The organism is Acetobacter garciniae, from assembly GCF_017377735.1.
Classification (GTDB): Bacteria; Pseudomonadota; Alphaproteobacteria; order Acetobacterales; family Acetobacteraceae; genus Acetobacter; species Acetobacter garciniae.
This window is the reverse complement of record NZ_JAFVMH010000006.1, coordinates 104,367-122,135: the sequence shown is the minus strand read 5'-3', so window position 1 is coordinate 122,135 and position 17,769 is coordinate 104,367. Positions and strand designations below refer to the sequence as shown.

Here is a 17,769-nt window from a genome sequence, read left to right as displayed (position 1 = left end):
GATCCGCCATGCGTCCTGATCTCATCCTGATCGGTGTTGTGGGTAAACCGCATGGAGTGCGCGGCCTTGTGCACGTACGCTCCTATGCGCAGGACCCGCAATCGCTCGCGCAGTATGAGACCTTGCTGGATCAGCAGGGCCGCCAATGGTCCCTGCGCTGGCGCGGGGCGGATGGTATTGCGCAACTGTCCGATGCGCAGGGCAGGGTCATTGCCGATCGCACGCAGGCGCAGGAACTGGTGAATACCCGTCTGTACGTGCCGCGTGAGGCATTGCCCGAACCGGAGGAAGATGAATTCTACCATGCCGACCTGATCGGTATGGAAGCGTTCGAAAACGGTCTTTCGCTGGGGCGTGTGCTGGCGGTGCATGACTATGGCGGCGGGGCCAGCCTGGAACTGCCCGGCGGCGTGCTGGTGCCGTTCACCCGGGCCTGCGTGCCCGAGGTCGATCTGGTCCAGCGCGTGCTGGGCATTCATCGGCCGGGGGAAATCTCGGGCGAGGAAGGGCACGGCGCGGGCCGGCAGGTGGCTGCAGGGGCATGAGCTGGCAGGCCACGATCCTGACCCTGTTCCCGGAAATGTTTCCGGGGCCTTTGGGCCTGTCCCTTGCCGGGCGGGCCTTGCAGGCGGGGACATGGACGTGCCAGGCGGAAGACCTGCGGCGGTTTGGCCTGGGCCGTCACCGTGCGGTGGACGACACCCCTTTCGGGGGCGGGGCGGGCATGGTGATCCGCCCTGACGTGGTCGATGCGGCCTTTTCCGCCACGCAGGCGGGGGTGGACGTGCCACGGGTGTATCTGTCGCCACGCGGGCGGCCGCTGACCCAGCAGGACGTGCGGCGTTATGCCGCGGGTCCGGGCATCATGCTGCTATGCGGGCGGTTCGAAGGGGTGGATGAGCGCGTTTTGCAGGCGCGCGGTGTCGAACAGGTCTCGATCGGGGATTATATTCTCTCCGGTGGGGAAGTGGCGGCACTGGTCCTGCTCGATGCGTGTGTGCGCCTCCTGCCCGGCGTGATGGGGTGCGAGGAAAGCGGCGTGGAGGAAAGTTTTTCCGACGGGCTGCTGGAATACCCGCATTATACCCGCCCCGCTGTGTGGGACGGGCATGCGGTGCCGGATATCCTGCTTTCGGGCAACCATGCGGCGATTGCTGCGTGGCGGCACAGGCAGGCGGAAGAAACAACGCGGGAAAGACGGCCGGATCTGTGGTCGGCCTGGCTGGCTCGCAAGGAAGCAAACAAGGCTGTCGCTGTGGGCGGGACCGCACAGGCAGACCATTAGGGGTTTGAGGAAGGATACCGAGATGAACATTATTCAGCAGTATGAGGCCGCCGAAATCGAGCGCCTGACAGCGCAGCGCGCAGTGCCCGAATTCGAAGCCGGTGACACCGTGCGTGTTTCCGTGCAGGTGAAGGAAGGCGAGCGCGTGCGTCTGCAGGCGTTCGAAGGCGTTGTGATCGCCCGTTCCAACAAGGGCCTGAACAGCAATTTCACCGTGCGCAAGATTTCCAACGGTGAAGGCGTGGAACGCGTGTTCCCGCTCTATGCCCCCACGGTTGCCGAAATCAAGGTCGTGCGTCGTGGCAAGGTGCGCCGCGCGAAGCTGTATTACCTGCGTGGCCGTAGCGGCAAGTCCGCCCGTATCGCCGAACGTCCGCGTGACGTTGCGGCTCCCGCTGCCAGCTAAAAGTGTGTCATGGCCGCGCAGTACGCGCGGTCTGAGCCGATCTGCTGAACCCGGCTGGAGACATGCCAGCCGGGTGTTTGCAATCGTGGCAACGCTGGAACGCGCTCCCATATCTGGGCAGGAGCGCTCGTCAAGATAGTGAAGGAGGAGGCCATGGCGCCGCGTACGTTGTTCGACAAGATCTGGGACGATCATGTCGTGGAAACCCTGCCGGACGGGACCTCCATCCTTTATATCGACCGCCATCTCCTGCACGAGGTCACCAGCCCGCAGGCGTTCGAAGGCCTGCGCCTGGCCGGCCGCCGCCTGCGCCACCCGGACAAGACCATCGCGGTGGTGGACCATAACGTGCCCACATCCGATCGCACCCAGCCGATCGAGGAGCCCGAAAGCCGCAACCAGATCGAAACGCTGGAACGCAACGTCAAGGAATTCGGCGTTCCGTATTTCCCCCTGCTTTCGGCCAATCAGGGGATCGTGCATGTGGTGGGGCCCGAACAGGGCATTTCCCTGCCGGGCATGACCATCGTGTGCGGTGATTCCCATACCTCCACCCATGGCGCGCTGGGCTCGCTGGCCTTCGGTATCGGCACCTCCGAAGTCGAGCATGTCATGGCGACGCAGACCATCCTGCAACGCCCGGCCAAGAACATGCGCGTGACCGTCGAGGGCACGCCGGGGCCGGGGGTTACGGCCAAGGACATCATGCTGGCCATTATCGGGCATATCGGCACGGCCGGTGGCACCGGCCACGTGATCGAGTTCGCGGGTTCGGCCATTCGCGGGCTGGACATGGCCGGTCGCATGACGATCTGCAACATGTCGATCGAGGCCGGGGCCCGCGCGGGCCTGGTCGCCCCGGACGAGACGACGTTCGAATACGTGCGTGGCCGCCCCTTCGCCCCCAAGGGCGAGGATTTCGAGAAAGCCGTGGCCTGGTGGAAAACCCTGGCCACCGATGAAGGGGCGCATTTCGACAAGGAAGTCACCCTGCGGGCCGAGGATATCAGCCCCACCCTGACCTGGGGCACCAGCCCCGAGACCGTGCTGCCCATTACCGGCACCGTGCCGGACCCCGCCGCCCAGACGGATGAGGCAGCCCGCGCGCAGATGCAGCGCATGCTCGATTATATGGGCCTGCAGGCGGGCCAGCCGATCGCGGGCACGCCGGTGGATGTCGTGTTTATCGGCTCATGCACCAACAGCCGGATCGAGGATCTGCGCGCCGCAGCGGCGGTGGCCGCCGGGCGGCACGTGGCCGAGGGCGTGCGCGCCATGATCGTGCCCGGTTCAGGCAACGTGAAGCGGCAGGCGGAAGAAGAAGGGCTGGACCGGATTTTCCTGGATGCCGGGTTCGAATGGCGCGAGGCCGGGTGTTCCATGTGCCTGGGCATGAACCCTGACAAGCTTACCCCGGGGCAACGCTGCGCCTCCACCTCGAACCGTAATTTCGAAGGGCGTCAGGGCCCGGGCGGGCGTACGCACCTGCTCTCGCCCGCCATGGCGGCGGCGGCGGCGGTTACTGGATGCCTGACGGATGTGAGGGAACTGGCCTGATGGAAAAATTCACCACACTTTCGGCGGTGGCCGCGGCCCTGCCCGAAGCCAATATCGATACCGACAAGATCATTCCCGCGCGGTTTTTGAAAACCACGCAGCGCACCGGCTTGGGCAAGCATGCATTCGACGCCATGCGCTACAACCCCGACGGTACCGAGAACCCGGACTTCGTTCTCAACCGTGAGCCATGGCGCAAGGCCGAGATCCTGATCACCTATGAAAACCTGGGTTGCGGGTCTTCGCGCGAGCATGCGCCCTGGGCGCTGCTGGATTTTGGCATTCGCTGCGTGATCGCACCGTCCTTTGCCGATATTTTCTTCAACAATTGTTTCAAGAACGGCATTCTGCCCATCCGCCTCCCGCGTGAGATCTGCGACGAGCTGATGGGCGATGCCGCCATGGGTGCGAATGCGCGGCTGAGCGTGGATCTGGAACGCCAGGTGGTGATCCGCCCCGACGGGCAGGAAGTGCCGTTCGAGATCGATCCGTTCCGCAAGCACCTGCTGCTCGAAGGGCTCGACGATATCGGGCAGACCCTTCAGCACGAACGCGACATCGACGGTTATGAAAGCCGTGAAAACCAGGAAAAGTCCTGGATGCCCACCATTCATATCGATTGATCTTTCATTTCGGAGCGCTGCCATGAGCGAACAGACCCCCCCTGTTAAACTTCTTGTCCTGCCTGGCGATGGGATCGGCCCGGAAGTCATGCACGAAGTCGGGCGGGTTATCGCCTGGCTGGAAAAAAAGCGGGGCATGGCGTTCGACATCACGCATGACGTGGTGGGTGGGGCATCGCTGGCAGAATACGGCGTGCCGATCCGCGACGAGGTCATCGAAAAAGCCTGGGCGGCCGATGCGGTGCTGTTCGGTTCGGTGGGTGACCCCAAATGGGGGCATGTCGGCTTTGAAAAGCGGCCGGAGGTCGCCATTCTCAAGCTGCGCCAGGAACTGGGCCTGTTCGCCAACCTGCGCCCGGCCAAGGTGTTCGACGCATTGGTGGATGCCAGCACCCTCAAGCCCGAGGTCGTGCGCGGGCTCGATATCATGATCGTGCGCGAGACGGTGGGCGGCATCTATTTTGGCGAACCGCGCGGTATCGAAACCCTGCCCGATGGCAGCAAGCGCGGCATCAACACCGAAGTCTACACCACCTCCGAAATCGAACGCGTGGCGCGCGTGGCCTTCGACCTGGCCCGCAAGCGCGACAACCGCGTCTGTTCGGTTGAAAAATGCAACGTGATGGAAAGCGGGCTTCTGTGGAAGGAAGTCGTGACCGCGGTGCATGCGCGCGAATTCCCCGATGTGGAACTCAGCCACATGCTGGCCGATAACTGCGCCATGCAACTGGTGCGCAACCCGCGCCAGTTCGATGTGCTGGTGACCGGCAACCTGTTCGGCGACCTGCTGTCCGATCTGGCTTCCATGCTGACCGGCAGCCTGGGCATGCTGCCTTCCGCCACACTGGGTGCGGTGCAGGAAAACGGCAAGCGCCCCGCTTTGTATGAGCCCATTCATGGCAGCGCGCCCGATATCGCGGGCCAAGGCATTGCCAACCCCATTGCCCAGATTCTGTCCTTTGCCATGCTGCTGCGCTATTCGCTCGACAGGCAGGACGAAGCGGCGCTGATCGAACAGGCAGTCTCCAACGTTCTGGCGTCGGGCCTGCGCACGGCCGATATCATGGCCCCCGGCATGGCCCGGGTCAGCACCTCCGTCATGGGTGAGGCCATTGTGCTGGAACTGGACAAGCTCCACAAATAAAAGGCCCACGCTTTTCAGCCTGTTCCATGCAAAAGGCCGTATCACCTTGGTGATACGGCCTTTTTTCGGGCCACGGTTCGCGTTGCATTTGCGGGGTAGGGAAGCAGGCAAAGAAAAAGGCCGACGCCTGATGGCTGGTCGGCCTTGCTCTGTCCTGAACTGGCGTTAAGGCTTAGAAGCCTTCGCGTTCCAGGCGCTTACGTTCCATCTTGCGGGCACGACGCACGGCTTCAGCCGCTTCACGGGCCTTGCGCTCGGACGGCTTTTCAAAATGCCGACGCAGTTTCATTTCGCGGAAAATGCCTTCGCGCTGCATTTTTTTCTTGAGCGCCTTGAGAGCCTGATCGACATTGTTGTCACGGACGAGAACGTGCACTTGGTTACTAACCCCTGTTCAGAAAATCCGGTCACCCGGCTTTTGTAAGGCCAAAAAGAAAAAGAACCCCGGCGTATCCTTGCGGACACCCCGATTCCTCTGTTGGGGCCCTCTATAACATGGGCTTCGCGCAAGATACAATTTGTTCTTGCACTTCTGCTCTGCACGAGCCTGTGTTTTATGGGGGTGGTGTAGCACAGAGGACAACAGAGCAATGGCCGTTCTGGCAATAGCCCGCATGGGGCACCCCGTTCTTTTGCAAGTCGCCCAGGAGGTCGCCGATCCTTCGGCGCCCGAAATCCGGCGTCTGGTCGCGGATATGCGCGAAACGCTTGAACAGAGCGGGGGTGTGGGGCTTGCGGCCCCGCAGGTTTATGTCCCGGCCCGGCTTTTCCTCTATTCCGTGCCGGAATCGCGCAGCGAAGGGGCGGAAGATCCGCCGCTCCCCGTGCAGGTCATCGTCAATCCGGTGATCGAACCGATGGGCGATGACAAGGTCCTGCGCATGGAAGGCTGCCTGTCCATTCCCGGCCTGCGTGGACAGGTGCCACGCTATCGTAAAATACGTTATAGAGGGCAGGATGAAAACGGCCACGCGGTGGACGGTGTGGCTACCGGCTTCAGGGCGCATGTCATGCAGCATGAAATGGACCATCTGGACGGTATTCTCTACCCCATGCGCATGACCGATCTGGCCTGCCTGGGGTTCGATGCGGAAATCATGCGGTACGGGGTAAGGGTATGAGCAGTCTACCGGGCAAAGCCGAACAGATGGTGTCTGTCGCCGTGGCGGCGCTGGCCATGGGCGTGATGCCCGTCCCCCTGTCGCGCGACAGCGATCGTGATGGCGCGCTGGACAGGCTGGCGGCGGTGGCCGGCCAACGTGGCTGGGGCATGGATGTGCTGCGCGATGTCGCCGGGCCGCAGGCGGACCTGCTGTTCCCCGGTGGTGAAACCGAGATCCTGGAAGCCTGGTCCGATTTGTGCGACCGCAGGATGCTGGAGGCCATGCAGGAGACAGAGGAACCCCGGCTGAGCAGGCGGGTGCGCCAGGCCATCCTGTACCGCCTGCCTGCGGATGACACCAGGCGTGCGGCGGCGGCCAAGGCCATGGCCATTGCGCTGACACCGCGCGGGCAGGCGGCGTTCCGCAGGGCGTGGCTGCGCACGGTCAACGCGCTGTGGCAGGCAGCCCGCGACGACTCCACGGGGGTCACCTACCTGACCAAAAGGCTCAGCCTGGGCCATATCTATGCCATGGTGTTCCTTTACTGGCTCAGCCGTGGCAGCGACGGCGCCGCCATGGCCGCCTTCGTCGACCGCCGTCTGGCCGGGGTAGCGCGGTTGGGGCGGTTGAAGGCCCGCATGACCGGCGGGCAGGGGGCGTCGCCAGCCAGGGCGGCGGAATAGCGGGACCAGCATGCAGCGCATAATGCCATGACACTCTCGCCTTCCAGGGACGCAGCAGGGGCTGACCTTCTTTTCCTGCGTGAAGAACGCCTGCGCCTGGCGCAGACGCTGATGTTCCTGGTCGGCCGCGACATGGCCGAAGCCGTGGCCCCCGTGCTGGAAGAGGTGGGGCTGGGCCGCGCGCATCACCGCGTGTTGCAGGCGCTGGCATTCAGCCCCGGTATTCCCGTCACGCATCTGCAGGATATTCTGGGGGTGACAAAACAGAGCCTGGGCCGCACCCTGCATGAGCTTGAGGCACGGCAGTATCTGGAAACCCGGCGCGGCAGGAACGACAAGCGCCAGAAGCTGCTTTACCTGAGCACGGCGGGCAAGGCGGCGGAAGCGCGGCTGTTCGCGGTAGTGCGCCAGAGGCTGGTCACCGCCTATCGCGAGGCGGGGGGAACCGCCGTGGAAGGGTTCCGCCGGGTCATGCGCGGAATGTTGTCAGAACACAGCCGGAGTTTGCTGGCCGAGGAGCCTTCGGGGCGCAGGGAGGTTTCGCATGGGAGCTAGGCAGGATCTGATGGAGGGGCAGGTAGCCCCCCATGTGCTGGTGGTGGATGACGACCCGCGCCTGCGCCGCCTGTTGCAGCGTTACCTGTTCGAACACGGTTTTCGCGTGAGTGTCGCGGCCAGTGCTGCGGATGCGCGTTCAAGCCTTGAAGGAATCCAGCCCGATGCGATCGTGCTTGATGTCAGCATGCCCGGTGAAAACGGGCTGGAACTGACCCGCGCCTTGCGCGATGCCGGCCAGGACCTGCCCATCCTGCTGCTGACGGCGCGCGGTGAGCCCGCCGATCGTATCAGCGGGCTGGAATCCGGGGCGGACGATTACCTGGGCAAACCGTTCGAACCGCGCGAGCTGCTGCTGCGGCTCAAGGCGCATCTGCGGCGCAACCAGCCTGCCCCTGCATCGGACAACCTGCGCGTGGTCCGCCTGGGCGACAAGGAATTCGATCCTGCCCGCATGCTGTTGGCGGGGCCCAGGGGCAATATTCACCTGACCGGGGGCGAAGCTGCGCTGCTGGCGGTTCTGGCCCGCCGGCCCAACGAGGTTTTCACGCGCGAGGATATCGCCAAGGCCATGGATATGGGCGAAATAGGCGAACGCGCGGTGGATGTGCAGGTCACGCGCCTGCGCCGCTGCATAGAGCCCGACCCGCGTGAGCCACGGTTCCTGCATACCATTCGTGGCCGTGGCTACGTGCTCAAGCCCGGCCTCTAGAGGCTGAAATGAGAAAGCGGGTCTTCGGACGCCTTTTCTTCGTGCCCAACCAGACCCGGAACATGGAAAAATCCATCCGCCGGGTGCTGCCGCGTTCGTTCCTGGGCCGCTCGCTTCTGATCGTGCTGTTCCCGCTGCTGATAACCCAGGGTATCGCGCTGGAACTGTTCTACGGCAATTTTCTCCAGGTCGTATCGCGCCGGCTTTCAGACAGTGTCACGTCTGAAATCGTCCTGTCGCTGAACGCGCTCGAACGGCTCAAGCAGCCCGAAGACAAGCAGTGGTTCGTCGAACAGGCCAGGCAGAACCTCCAGCTTGTCGAAACATGGCATGGCGGCGCACGGCTGCGGCGTTTCGGGTCCACCCATGTGCTGGGCCCGATGGACGAGGACCTGGCCCGGGCCTTGCAGACTTCGATCAGCTATCCGTTTTTCGTCAACTGGCGGCAGAACCCGCGTACGGTCAAAATTTCCATTCAACTGCCCGATGGCGTGCTGGACGTGGATGCACCCAGGAAGCGGCTGGATATGGGGCAGCTCTGGCTGTTCGTGGCCTGGACGCTGGGCAGCACGGTGCTGCTGTCGGTCATCGCAAGCCTGTTCATGCGCCAGCAGGTCAAGGCCATCCGGCTTCTGGCCCGCGCGGCCGAACAGTTCGGGCTGGGGCGCGATACCGGGCCCATCCGCCCCGTGGGCGCGCAGGAAGTGCGCAAGGCCGCCGTAGCGTTCAACCGCATGCAGGAACGCATCTTCCGCTTCGTGTCCCAGCGCATGGGGGTGCTGGCCGGGGTATCGCACGATTTGCGCACGCCCCTGACCCGGTTGCGCCTTTCGCTGGCCATGCTGCCGCAATCTGGCGCGCTCCAGGCCGAGGATATCCGCCAGGACGTAGAGGACATGGTGGGCGACGTGGTCGAAATGGAACACATGATCGAGAGCTATCTCGCCTTCGCCCGGGGGGAAGGGGCCGAAACCGTCACCCAGGTCGAGCTTCCCACCTTTCTGGAGGACGTGGTGGCTGCCGCCCGCCGGGCCGGAGTGCGGGTGGAGGCGATCGATGTCCCGCCCGACCTGAAAGTGCCCATGCGGCCGGACGCCATGCGCCGCACCTTTGCCAATCTTCTGGACAATGCCCGCAGGCATGACGCCTGTGTCAGGCTCAAGGCCTATCTGGCGGGGCGCAATGTGTGCGTGCTGGTCGATGATGACGGGCCGGGCATCCAGCCCGAGCGTCGCGCCCTGGTGCTCCGGGCGTTTGAAAGCGGGCGCAGCAGCGGCACGGGCCTTGGCCTGACGATTGCACGCGATATCGCCCGCGCGCATGGCGGCGAACTTACGCTGGAGGATTCTCCATTCGGCGGGCTGCGGGTCAGGGTCATCCTGCCGCTGTAAGGTTTTACCCTTGCGCGGCGCAGGCGGGCGTTGCCATTTGCGGGAAAAGAGCGCGCCGTGGAGTAAGGCTGCCGCCTGCGGTGGTTAGAGCGAGTTGCCCGAACCGAAATGGCCGGGGCCCTGCATGTTGTTGTTGTAGCCGCCCATCATGCCGTCGCCCGAGCCAGAGCCCATCATGTTCTGCATGGGGTTGTAGCGGCCCACATTGCCCAGGATCTGCTGCATGACATTGATCTTGGTGCCCGGTGTGGGCGTGATCTTGTCGACCATGGCCACGTTCATGCCGTCCTTGCGGCTGAGGGTGCGCAGGCTTGTTATCTTGCCGGTATTGTCAAAACGCAGCACAACCACCTGCTGCTTGCTGACGGCGGGGAAATCCATGGGGACCATATGTGTGGCCATGGTGATGTAGATCCACACATTGTCATCGAACGCGCCGCGCGTGGTGGGCGAGCCCATCAGGTCCAGCGCATCCGCGCGGGTGCTGGTGCCCGGTATCAACTGGTTATAGTCGTCGGGTTCAGCCAGGGAGCCACGCGGAATAAGGCTGGGGGCGAAAACCGCGCAGCCCGATAGCAGGACAACCGCACAGAACGCCCCGCAGGTGCTGCGCAGGCGGGCTAGTCCGTTGCGGTGTGGCTGTGTCATCTGCTCAGGGTTTCCCAGCTACTTGAGGTCGTATCGTCTGGCATGCGCCGTGGCACATTCCTATCAGGTCGGGGATGCCTCAACCACCGCGAGGCGTCAATTCCCGAGGGCGGCAAAGCAAAGTGCCAGTGCGGTTTTATTGTGCCATTGCGCCGCGCGGAATGCCCGATATGATAGAAGCGTCCTGACGGAATGCGCCGTTGCAGGCCGATCCCCGCCCGGATGCCATATCGCGACAGCTCAGGAGGCCGCCATGACCGACAAGCCAGAATTTTCCCGCCCCATGGCGGTGCGCCGAATCGGGAGTGACGGGACGGATCATACCGTCGAGGCCACGGAAGAGGAACGCCGCCGGGTGGCCCTGCGCCTGGGCCTGCCCGAAATCGCCATGCTGCGCTGCCGTTACACCCTGCATGACAGGGGCCGCGGCGTGGTGGAGGCACAGGGTGCACTTGCCGCGCGCTTCATGCAGACCTGTGTGGTCAGCCTTGAAGTATTTGAGGATATGATGGCGGGGTCTTTTGTGGTCCGCTTCATCCCTGCGCGTGATTTCACGGACTCTGATGTGCCGGACCTGGAGGCGGTGGACGAAATACCGTACGAGGGCCAGGAGATCGATCTGGGTGAAGCCGCGGTGGAGCAGTTTGCGCTGGATCTTGACCCGTACCCCCATGCGCCCGACCTGGTTCTCCCCCCCGGCCTGATCATGGATGAGGACGAGGCGGAGGCCATCGCCGCGCAGGAGCGAAAGGCAAAGACGGCCAATCCCTTCGCGGGGCTTGCGCGCTGGAAAGGCGGCAATGCGTGAAGGGGCGGCCCTGGGGGCGCCCCTTGGGGGTGGCTCCGGGGCAGGCGCTGGGGCGTGAACGGCGCGTGATAGGAATGACGGGTACGGGTTTTCTTTTCGGATTGCTTGCGAAAAAGCTTGCTGTCTGCTAGAGCCCGCGGCTCAGTCTGGTGATGAACCGAATGGTGTTGTCCGGCGGCGTGAACAAGCGCGCGGCCGGACGTTTTGTAACTTAGTGTTTCAGGAAGGGGCTCAGGCTCATGGCTGTACCCAAGAAGAAAACCTCCCCCTCACGCCGTGGCATGCGTCGCAGCCATGAAGCGCTGAGCGTGGAAGCATATGCCGAATGCTCGAACTGCGGTGAACTCAAGCGCCCGCACCATGTGTGCAGCCATTGTGGCCATTATGACGGTCGTGAAGTGGTTGCCTCCGGCAAGGCGCTGAAGGTAGCGGTTCGCGCCTGATTATCAGGCGTGGATTGACGGCGGGTTGCAACAGTAACGCGCGACTGTGGGGGCAAGGCATCTGCGGCATGGCAGAGAAGCAGGCATGAACAAGACCGAGATTCCAGACAGTTTTCCTTCCAACCCGAACGAGGTGTTCAGCCTCGCGATAGATGGAATGGGAGGGGATGGGGCTCCAGAGGTTGTTGTTGCCGGCCTGGCTGTCGCTGCAGAAAGGCATCGCGGCATCAAGGTGCTGCTGATCGGGGACGAGGCAAGCCTTCGCCCCCTGCTGACCAAATACCCCAAGGCTGCGGCTATCTGCACGGTCTGGCATACGGATGTGTCCATCTCCATGGACATGAAGCCGACCTCGGCCCTGCGGCTGCGCCAGTCTTCCATGCGCCTGGCGATGGATGCTGTGGCTGGCGGCCGGGCGCAGGGCGTGGTGTCCGCCGGTAACAGCGGTGCCATGCTGGCTCTGGCCAAGATCGTCATCAAGACCATGCCGGGCATTTCCCGCCCGGCCATGGCGGCTATCAGCCCGACGATCAAGGGCGATGTGGTCATGCTCGACCTGGGTGCGAATGTCGCATGTGATTCGCGCAACCTGGTCGAGTTCGCCGTGATGGGCGAGGCCTTCGCCAAGTCCGTGCTTGGCCTGCCCGCGCCCACCATCGGCCTGCTCAATATCGGTTCGGAAGAACTCAAGGGCGATGAAAAGCTGCGCGTGGCGGCTGAAACCCTGCGTGAAAGCCCGCTGGGCGCGCAGTTCCACGGCTTTGTCGAAGGGCACGATATCACCGCCGGCACGACCGACGTGGTGGTAACGGACGGCTTCACGGGCAATGTGGCGCTCAAGACCGGCGAGGGTGTGCTGAAAATGGCCACCACGCTGCTGCGTCGCGTGTTCCAGAACGGTATTGTCGCCAAGATCGGTTATCTGCTCGTCCGCCCCGGCCTGGAGCGGATGAAGGAATGGCTCGACCCTAGGCGCTATAACGGTGCTGTGTTTGTCGGGTTGAACGGTGTGGTTGTAAAGTCGCATGGTGGCACCGATGCCGAAGGCTTCGCGGCTGCGGTGGATGTTGCCATGGACATGGTCACGCACGGTTTCAACGACAGCATTCGTGACCGCCTGTCCCACATGGGCGCACTGGTTTCGCGCCAGCAGGTGGTAGAAGGGCGCGAACCGGCGGCCTCGGCTTCCTGACAACGGAACGCATGCACGGTATTGCCCGCCAGGTGTAACGCCTGGACAGCCGTGCTGGTGGATTATGAAAGAACGGCGATGGCGAAGCATTCGCTTCTAAGCGGGTTTGGCGGATATCTTCCGGACAGGGTCGTTACAAATGCGGAACTGGCTGCCCAGCTCGATACCTCCGATGAGTGGATCAGAACCCGCACCGGCATTACCCGACGCCATCTGGCCGGACCGAACGATACCGCCGCAAGCATGGGGGCCCAGGCGGGCCGCCGTGCAATGGAGTATGCCGGGCTCACCCCTGACGATATCGATGCCGTGCTGCTGGCCACGGCCACACCCGACCAGGCTTTTCCCGCGACAGCCGTGCGGGTTCAGGCCGAACTGGGCATAAAGCACGCTTTCGCGTTCGATATCGCCGCCGCCTGTTCAGGTTTTATCTACGCGCTGGCCACGGCCGATGCGTTTGTCCGGGCCGGGCAGGCGCGCAATGTGCTGGTGATCGGCAGCGAGGTCTATTCGCGCATTCTCGACTGGTCGGACAGGGGAACCTGCGTGCTGTTCGGGGATGGTGCGGGCGCTGTCGTGCTTTCGGCCTCCGACGCTGATGACGGGCGGGGTATCCTGTCCACCCATTTGCATTCCGACGGCACGCTGGGTGACCTGCTCTATGTCGACGGGGCAGTGGGCCAGCCCGAAAAAAGCGGGCATCTGCGCATGAGCGGGCGCGACGTGTTCCGCCACGCGGTGTCCAAGCTGTCCTCCTCGGTCGATGAAGCGTTGCAGGCCCATGGCCTCTCCTACGAGGATGTGGACTGGCTGGTGCCCCATCAGGCCAATATCCGCATTATCGAGGGTGTGGGCAAAAAACTGCGTCTCCCGCCCGAACGTGTGGTGGTGACGGTGGACCGCCACGCCAATACCTCGGCCGCGTCGGTCCCACTCGCACTGGATGAAGCGGTCAGGGATGGGCGCATTCGCAAAGGCGACCTGGTGCTGATGGAAGCGCTGGGTGGGGGCCTGACCTGGGGCTCGGCCCTGGCCCGACTCTAATTATATTATAACAACCTGCGGATTGGCGGTGTGAATGAATTGACGCGCGGTGCAGGCGTGTTACTTTCATTCACATGGAAACTGTTACGCGTGCATCCTTGATAGAGCAGATCTATCAGCAGGTAGGGCTGTCTCGTAGAGAATCCGCTGTGCTCCTGGAAGATATCCTGGAGACGGTGATGGCCGCCCTTGAGCGCGGCGAAAGCGTGAAAATCAGCGGATTTGGCACTTTTGCCGTGCGCAAGAAGGGCCAGCGTTCCGGGCGTAATCCAAAAACCGGCCAGGAAGTGCCGATTATGCCGCGCTCCGTACTGGTTTTCCGCTCCAGCCAGTTGCTGAAAGCCGAAGTCAATCACGAAACGCTCGAGGCCGGAGCCCAGGACGATGAGTGAACGCATGATGGACCGGCCCGATCCGGTGCAGGGCCTGCTGCCGCCCCAGCCCGCCGAGTCCGAGGATGACAGCTTCGACTCCGCCCGGCTGGAAAAAGGCCCGCTCGCCTTCCGCACGATCAGCGAGGTCGCGGACGAGCTGCACGTGCCCCAGCATACACTCAGATTATGGGAAACGCAGTTCGAAGCCGTACGCCCGCTCAAGCGGGGTGGCGGCAGGCGCTATTACCGCCCGGGCGATGTCGCCCTGCTGCGCCGGATCGCCGATCTGCTCTATACCCAGGGTTACACGGTCAAGGGCGTGCAGCGGCTGCTGCGCGAAGGCGTGATCGCCGTCGATACGGCTGAAGCGGGTGCGGAGTCGGATGGTGACTACGGCACGCTTCTCGATACCCGGGACAGCGCGCCAACCCTGGCGGTTCCGCCTGCCGTATTGCCGCCCGCGCCCTTGCCGAATACCGACATCGTACAGGCCGTGTTCGACCTTGAAAGCCAGGAAACCGTGGTGGTGGACCGCGAGCCCGCCCTTTCCCCCGCCAGTGCGCTGCAATCCGCAGCCTGTGATGAACTGCGCCAGGAACTGGCTGATATCCTTGTCGAACTTCAGGCGATCCGGGCCCGTCTGGTCGGTTGAAAAAAACTGTACGGGGTGGGTTGTGCGGGGGAATTGAGCCTGCTAAACACCACTCCACACTTAACGGGCAGTAGCGCAGTCTGGTAGCGCATCAGTCTGGGGGACTGGGGGTCGTGGGTTCGAATCCCGCCTGCCCGATATGTTTTCAACCGATCCGGTTGCTGAAAAACACGCAGGAATGATGGGGCTACGGCCCGATCAGTCTTGCGTGTTTTTCTGTTTCAGGGGGCTATTTTCCAAGCCTTTCCCCAATGCCCGCTATCAGGCTCTTGCCCCGTTGCCGGTCGTCCAGCGCCGCCAGAGCAGGTGCAGTGTCGCCATGATCGCGGGGCCGACGAACAGCCCGATCAGCCCCCATGTTTCTGCCCCTCCCAGAATGCCCACCAGCACCCACAGGAACGGCAGTTGCGTGCTGCCGCCGATCAGGGTGGGGCGCACGAAATGATCGGCCACGAAAATAACGCTCATGCCGATACAGAAGGTGACAAGTCCGGTAATGGATGCGCCCTGGGCCATGATCAGCACCGAAACCAGGCCCACTGCAATCAGCGCGCAGAACGGAACCATGGCGGCCACGGCGGTTATCACCCCGAACAGGGCCGGGCGGGGTGCATGGGCGACCAGGTAGACCACGCCCATGATTACCCCTTCGGCAATGCCGACCAGCACCAGCCCCTGCACGGTACCGTGGATGGAGGCCACGATCTGGCGGCTTATGCTTTCACCGCGCTTGCCAAAGGCCCGGCACGACGCCACGCGGCATTGCCTGATGACCGAAGGACCATCCTTGTACAGAAAGAACAGGGTCAGGATGGAAAAGCAGAACAGGGTGCTGCGATGCGCGATCTGGGTGCCCAGGGTCTTGGTGAACGCGACCCCATGCACGTCGAGCGAACCGATCATGTCCGAGACATCGCCCGGATTGGCAAGATGGTCTTCCCACCAATGGGCTATGGTGGCCGAGCCGATCGGCAGGCGTTTGACGATCTGGGGAAGGGGCACCCCGAATTCGCGCGCATGCGTCAGCCAGCCCAGGGCACTTTGCGCCTCGCCAATGGCTTCAAGCGTGAGCAGGGTCAGGGGAATGACGAACAGCAGCGCCATGGCCGCGGTAAAAAGCAGGGGCAGCAGTGCGCCACCCGCGGCATTCGGCCAGGTGCGGCATGCGCGCGTATAAAGCGGCCATGTGGCAATGGCGAACACGCTGCCCCATACCAGCGCGGGCAGAAAGCCCTGGATGGTGTAAAGGGCTACGGCGACGATAAAGAGGGCGAGAAAGGTGCGGGCCGCCTCCTGCCCCCGGCGGGAGCGGTGGCTGGGTCTGGTCAGCGAACAGCGTGAAGGGGCAGAAACCGGTTGCTGGGCGGGGGTATCGGGCATTCGGCTGTGTTCTTTCCAACATTCCGGTTCGTGCAAGGTGCTTGTCTTCGCACCGTTTGCCGATCATAGCGTTTTGACACTGGATAATATAGCGCGCTAAGCGGCATGCCCAAGCGGGGCTTTGTCAAAGTGGAAACGCGCAGGAAGGCTTCCACAGTTTTGCGACGCCGGTCATTCTCCTGCCCCGGCGGGCTGACCGCAAGGATCAAGCGATGTTTCATGCTTAGAAATTTTCTTACGGTTGGTGGCTGGACAATGCTCAGCCGCATTCTCGGGTTGGTGCGTGACCAGCTTCTGGCGGCCCTGATGGGCGCCGGTGCGTTGCAGGATGCCTATCAGGTGGCGTTTCGCCTGCCGAACATGTTTCGCCGCCTGTTTGGCGAAGGCGCGTTCAATGCGGCCTTCGTGCCCTTGTTCTCCTCCGTCATGACGCGTGAAGGCAAGGATGAGGCCCGGCTGTTCGCCCGCCAGGCGCTGGGTGTCATGCTGGGCTGGCTGGTGTTCCTGTGCGTCCTGGGCGAAGTGTTCATGCCCCAGATCCTGCGTGTGATCGCCCCGGGTTTCCTGCAGAACGGGGATCGCTACGAACTGGCCGTGAGCCTGAGCCGCATCACCTTCCCCTATCTGGTGCTGATCTGTGCCGCGGCCCTGCTGGCGGGGGTGTTGAACGGGCTGCATCGTTTCGGCATGGCGTCGGCGGCTTATCTTGCCTTCAACGTGGTGGGAATCGCAGCCATTCTGGGCGCGGCCCCTTTCTTCCCCAATGTCGCCTATGCCGCCGCCTGGGGGGTGACCGCATCGGGTGTGGTGCAGCTTGGGCTGCTGGCATGGGCGTGCGAACGAGCACGGTTTGGCCTGTCCCCCCTGTGGCCGACCCTGACACCGCGTATCCGCCTGCTTTTGCGCAGGATGGTGCCCGGGCTGATCGGCAGCGGGGTGGGCCAGATCAACCTGACGATCGATACCATTATCGGCACGCTGCTTCCGGCGGGGAGCGTGTCGCTCATGTATTTTGCCGACCGGATCAACCAGTTGCCGCTTGGTGTGCTGGGGGCCGCCGCGGGCACGACGCTGCTGCCGGTGCTGACACGCCATCTGGCCGCCGCCGAACACGACGCTGCTCATAATGCGCAGAACCGTTCCATTGAATATGTGCTGCTGCTGACCCTGCCTGCGGTGGCGGGGCTGATGGTTCTGGCCGATCCGATCATGATCGTTTTGTTCGGCCATGGCTCCTTTACCCAGCATGACGCCATGCTTTCGGCGCAGTCACTGCGGGCCTACGCCATGGGGCTGCCTGCCTTCGTGCTGGTCAAGGTCCTGTCCCCCGCATTTTTTGCACGGGGTGACACGCGCACGCCGGTTTATGTGGGTATTGCGATCCTGGTGCTGAATGTCCTGCTCAACCTCGCGTTCATGAAGCCGCTGGCCCATATGGGCCCCCCGCTGGCCAGCAGCCTTGCGGCCTGTATCAACGTTGCCTGTCTGGCTTTCCTGCTGTGGCATCGCGCCGCACTGGTCCTGCCCGCCACCATGACGTTCCGCCTTGCGCGGGTTCTGCTTGCGGCGGTGGGGATGGGGGCGGGGCTCTGGCTTGCGGGGCTGGGCTTTCCGCTGCCGGGGGCTTTTTTCTCGCGCGCGGTCTGGCTTGCGGGCATGGTTGGGGTGGGTGTCATGGCCTATCCCGTCTTGCTGCACGGGCTGGGTGTCATCAATCTGCGCAGTACCGGGGCTGCCATCGGCAAACGGCTCGGTCGGCGCTAAGCAGG

At 63.3% G+C, this 17,769-nt stretch carries 21 protein-coding genes and 1 tRNA gene; 19 read left to right on the top strand and 3 right to left on the bottom strand.

What is annotated here, in order from left to right; all coding sequences use genetic code 11:
- Positions 1 to 8: 8 nt before the first annotated feature.
- The 6 genes from rimM to leuB all read left to right on the top strand — a co-directional run bounded on the left by rimM (position 9) and on the right by leuB (position 5,015).
- On the top strand, positions 9 to 545 hold the full coding sequence (gene rimM / locus J2D77_RS12245; RefSeq protein WP_207846570.1) for a ribosome maturation factor RimM: 537 nt from the start codon (positions 9 to 11) through the stop codon (positions 543 to 545).
- Entirely contained in the window at positions 542 to 1,285 is a 744-nt protein-coding gene (trmD, locus tag J2D77_RS12240) for a tRNA (guanosine(37)-N1)-methyltransferase TrmD (protein WP_207846568.1), read from the top strand. Before rimM ends, trmD begins: the two co-directional genes overlap by 4 nt.
- Positions 1,286 to 1,307: 22 nt before the next feature.
- Positions 1,308 to 1,691, top strand: a complete 384-nt coding sequence (rplS, locus tag J2D77_RS12235; protein WP_207846563.1) for a 50S ribosomal protein L19 — start codon at positions 1,308 to 1,310, stop codon at positions 1,689 to 1,691.
- A gap of 153 nt (positions 1,692 to 1,844) precedes the next feature.
- Positions 1,845 to 3,248 carry a 3-isopropylmalate dehydratase large subunit gene (leuC, locus tag J2D77_RS12230; protein WP_207846561.1) on the top strand — a complete coding sequence of 468 codons (1,404 nt, stop codon included), beginning with the start codon at positions 1,845 to 1,847 and terminating at the stop codon, positions 3,246 to 3,248.
- Positions 3,248 to 3,871: a 3-isopropylmalate dehydratase small subunit gene (gene leuD / locus J2D77_RS12225; protein WP_207846560.1), complete on the top strand. Its 624-nt coding sequence runs from the start codon at positions 3,248 to 3,250 to the stop codon at positions 3,869 to 3,871. Before leuC ends, leuD begins: the two co-directional genes overlap by 1 nt.
- Before the next feature lie 22 nt (positions 3,872 to 3,893).
- Positions 3,894 to 5,015 carry a 3-isopropylmalate dehydrogenase gene (gene leuB, locus J2D77_RS12220; RefSeq protein ID WP_207846558.1) on the top strand — a complete coding sequence of 374 codons (1,122 nt, stop codon included), beginning with the start codon at positions 3,894 to 3,896 and terminating at the stop codon, positions 5,013 to 5,015.
- Positions 5,016 to 5,187: 172 nt separating this feature from the next.
- Here leuB and rpsU read toward each other — a convergent pair whose 3' ends face one another.
- Positions 5,188 to 5,391 (bottom strand): 30S ribosomal protein S21, encoded by a 204-nt coding sequence (rpsU, locus tag J2D77_RS12215; RefSeq protein ID WP_003623949.1) that lies wholly within the window; start codon positions 5,389 to 5,391, stop codon positions 5,188 to 5,190.
- Positions 5,392 to 5,605: 214 nt separating this feature from the next.
- On the opposite strand from rpsU, the gene def reads away from it, so the two are divergent.
- Genes def through J2D77_RS12190 form a run of 5 tightly spaced genes read left to right on the top strand, consistent with a single transcriptional unit; the run spans position 5,606 to position 9,459 of the window.
- The gene (def, locus tag J2D77_RS12210) at positions 5,606 to 6,136 is read left to right on the top strand and encodes a peptide deformylase (RefSeq protein ID WP_207846556.1); all 531 of its coding nucleotides are present in this window, start codon (positions 5,606 to 5,608) and stop codon (positions 6,134 to 6,136) included.
- Positions 6,133 to 6,801 carry a ubiquinone biosynthesis protein COQ9 gene (locus J2D77_RS12205; protein WP_207846555.1) on the top strand — a complete coding sequence of 223 codons (669 nt, stop codon included), beginning with the start codon at positions 6,133 to 6,135 and terminating at the stop codon, positions 6,799 to 6,801. The genes def and J2D77_RS12205 overlap by 4 nt, the downstream gene beginning before the upstream one ends.
- Before the next feature lie 27 nt (positions 6,802 to 6,828).
- Positions 6,829 to 7,356, top strand: a complete 528-nt coding sequence (locus J2D77_RS12200; protein ID WP_207846553.1) for a MarR family winged helix-turn-helix transcriptional regulator — start codon at positions 6,829 to 6,831, stop codon at positions 7,354 to 7,356.
- Positions 7,346 to 8,068 carry a response regulator gene (locus tag J2D77_RS12195; protein ID WP_207846552.1) on the top strand — a complete coding sequence of 241 codons (723 nt, stop codon included), beginning with the start codon at positions 7,346 to 7,348 and terminating at the stop codon, positions 8,066 to 8,068. The genes J2D77_RS12200 and J2D77_RS12195 overlap by 11 nt, the downstream gene beginning before the upstream one ends.
- A gap of 8 nt (positions 8,069 to 8,076) precedes the next feature.
- Positions 8,077 to 9,459 (top strand): ATP-binding protein, encoded by a 1,383-nt coding sequence (locus J2D77_RS12190; protein ID WP_207846551.1) that lies wholly within the window; start codon positions 8,077 to 8,079, stop codon positions 9,457 to 9,459.
- Between the two features lie 84 nt (positions 9,460 to 9,543).
- Here the strand turns inward: J2D77_RS12190 and J2D77_RS12185 are convergent, their stop codons facing one another.
- Positions 9,544 to 10,107, bottom strand: a complete 564-nt coding sequence (locus J2D77_RS12185) for an outer membrane protein assembly factor BamE (RefSeq protein ID WP_207846550.1) — start codon at positions 10,105 to 10,107, stop codon at positions 9,544 to 9,546.
- 253 nt (positions 10,108 to 10,360) lie between these two features.
- Here J2D77_RS12185 and J2D77_RS12180 point away from each other — a divergent pair, with 253 nt between their 5' ends.
- From J2D77_RS12180 to J2D77_RS12150, 7 genes are all read left to right on the top strand, one after another.
- Positions 10,361 to 10,915, top strand: coding sequence for a DUF177 domain-containing protein (locus J2D77_RS12180; RefSeq protein WP_207846549.1), 555 nt, complete (start codon positions 10,361 to 10,363; stop codon positions 10,913 to 10,915).
- Positions 10,916 to 11,154: 239 nt separating this feature from the next.
- On the top strand, positions 11,155 to 11,358 hold the full coding sequence (gene rpmF, locus J2D77_RS12175) for a 50S ribosomal protein L32 (protein ID WP_207846548.1): 204 nt from the start codon (positions 11,155 to 11,157) through the stop codon (positions 11,356 to 11,358).
- A gap of 85 nt (positions 11,359 to 11,443) precedes the next feature.
- A complete protein-coding gene (plsX, locus tag J2D77_RS12170; RefSeq protein ID WP_207846547.1) occupies positions 11,444 to 12,550 on the top strand; it encodes a phosphate acyltransferase PlsX in 1,107 nt (368 codons plus the stop codon).
- Between the two features lie 78 nt (positions 12,551 to 12,628).
- Positions 12,629 to 13,594 carry a beta-ketoacyl-ACP synthase III gene (locus tag J2D77_RS12165; protein WP_207846546.1) on the top strand — a complete coding sequence of 322 codons (966 nt, stop codon included), beginning with the start codon at positions 12,629 to 12,631 and terminating at the stop codon, positions 13,592 to 13,594.
- Positions 13,595 to 13,662: 68 nt separating this feature from the next.
- On the top strand, positions 13,663 to 13,986 hold the full coding sequence (locus tag J2D77_RS12160; RefSeq protein ID WP_331000114.1) for an integration host factor subunit alpha: 324 nt from the start codon (positions 13,663 to 13,665) through the stop codon (positions 13,984 to 13,986).
- On the top strand, positions 13,979 to 14,620 hold the full coding sequence (locus tag J2D77_RS12155) for a MerR family transcriptional regulator (RefSeq protein ID WP_230975760.1): 642 nt from the start codon (positions 13,979 to 13,981) through the stop codon (positions 14,618 to 14,620). Before J2D77_RS12160 ends, J2D77_RS12155 begins: the two co-directional genes overlap by 8 nt.
- Positions 14,621 to 14,684: 64 nt before the next feature.
- A tRNA-Pro gene (locus J2D77_RS12150) sits at positions 14,685 to 14,758 on the top strand.
- Between the two features lie 123 nt (positions 14,759 to 14,881).
- On the opposite strand, the gene J2D77_RS12145 is transcribed toward J2D77_RS12150, so the two are convergent.
- Positions 14,882 to 16,000, bottom strand: a complete 1,119-nt coding sequence (locus J2D77_RS12145; RefSeq protein ID WP_207846544.1) for an AI-2E family transporter — start codon at positions 15,998 to 16,000, stop codon at positions 14,882 to 14,884.
- Positions 16,001 to 16,219: 219 nt separating this feature from the next.
- Here J2D77_RS12145 and murJ point away from each other — a divergent pair, with 219 nt between their 5' ends.
- Positions 16,220 to 17,764: a murein biosynthesis integral membrane protein MurJ gene (murJ, locus tag J2D77_RS12140; RefSeq protein ID WP_207846543.1), complete on the top strand. Its 1,545-nt coding sequence runs from the start codon at positions 16,220 to 16,222 to the stop codon at positions 17,762 to 17,764.
- The last annotated feature ends 5 nt before the right edge of the window (positions 17,765 to 17,769 follow it).

Excerpts from the sequence above, each read along its gene's own strand:
- trmD (WP_207846568.1), top strand. The coding sequence starts at position 542 with ATGAGCTGGCAGGCCACGATCCTGACCCTGTTCCCGGAAATGTTTCCG.
- J2D77_RS12145 (WP_207846544.1), bottom strand. The coding sequence starts at position 16,000 with ATGCCCGATACCCCCGCCCAGCAACCGGTTTCTGCCCCTTCACGCTGT.
- J2D77_RS12155 (WP_230975760.1), top strand. The coding sequence starts at position 13,979 with ATGAGTGAACGCATGATGGACCGGCCCGATCCGGTGCAGGGCCTGCTG.
- rplS (WP_207846563.1), top strand. The coding sequence starts at position 1,308 with ATGAACATTATTCAGCAGTATGAGGCCGCCGAAATCGAGCGCCTGACA.
- J2D77_RS12190 (WP_207846551.1), top strand. The coding sequence starts at position 8,077 with ATGAGAAAGCGGGTCTTCGGACGCCTTTTCTTCGTGCCCAACCAGACC.
- plsX (WP_207846547.1), top strand. The coding sequence starts at position 11,444 with ATGAACAAGACCGAGATTCCAGACAGTTTTCCTTCCAACCCGAACGAG.
- J2D77_RS12200 (WP_207846553.1), top strand. The coding sequence starts at position 6,829 with ATGACACTCTCGCCTTCCAGGGACGCAGCAGGGGCTGACCTTCTTTTC.
- rpmF (WP_207846548.1), top strand. The coding sequence starts at position 11,155 with ATGGCTGTACCCAAGAAGAAAACCTCCCCCTCACGCCGTGGCATGCGT.
- J2D77_RS12205 (WP_207846555.1), top strand. The coding sequence starts at position 6,133 with ATGAGCAGTCTACCGGGCAAAGCCGAACAGATGGTGTCTGTCGCCGTG.
- J2D77_RS12185 (WP_207846550.1), bottom strand. The coding sequence starts at position 10,107 with ATGACACAGCCACACCGCAACGGACTAGCCCGCCTGCGCAGCACCTGC.
- murJ (WP_207846543.1), top strand. The coding sequence starts at position 16,220 with ATGCTTAGAAATTTTCTTACGGTTGGTGGCTGGACAATGCTCAGCCGC.
- J2D77_RS12195 (WP_207846552.1), top strand. The coding sequence starts at position 7,346 with ATGGGAGCTAGGCAGGATCTGATGGAGGGGCAGGTAGCCCCCCATGTG.
- leuB (WP_207846558.1), top strand. The coding sequence starts at position 3,894 with ATGAGCGAACAGACCCCCCCTGTTAAACTTCTTGTCCTGCCTGGCGAT.
- leuC (WP_207846561.1), top strand. The coding sequence starts at position 1,845 with ATGGCGCCGCGTACGTTGTTCGACAAGATCTGGGACGATCATGTCGTG.
- J2D77_RS12180 (WP_207846549.1), top strand. The coding sequence starts at position 10,361 with ATGACCGACAAGCCAGAATTTTCCCGCCCCATGGCGGTGCGCCGAATC.
- rimM (WP_207846570.1), top strand. The coding sequence starts at position 9 with ATGCGTCCTGATCTCATCCTGATCGGTGTTGTGGGTAAACCGCATGGA.
- def (WP_207846556.1), top strand. The coding sequence starts at position 5,606 with ATGGCCGTTCTGGCAATAGCCCGCATGGGGCACCCCGTTCTTTTGCAA.
- leuD (WP_207846560.1), top strand. The coding sequence starts at position 3,248 with ATGGAAAAATTCACCACACTTTCGGCGGTGGCCGCGGCCCTGCCCGAA.
- J2D77_RS12165 (WP_207846546.1), top strand. The coding sequence starts at position 12,629 with ATGGCGAAGCATTCGCTTCTAAGCGGGTTTGGCGGATATCTTCCGGAC.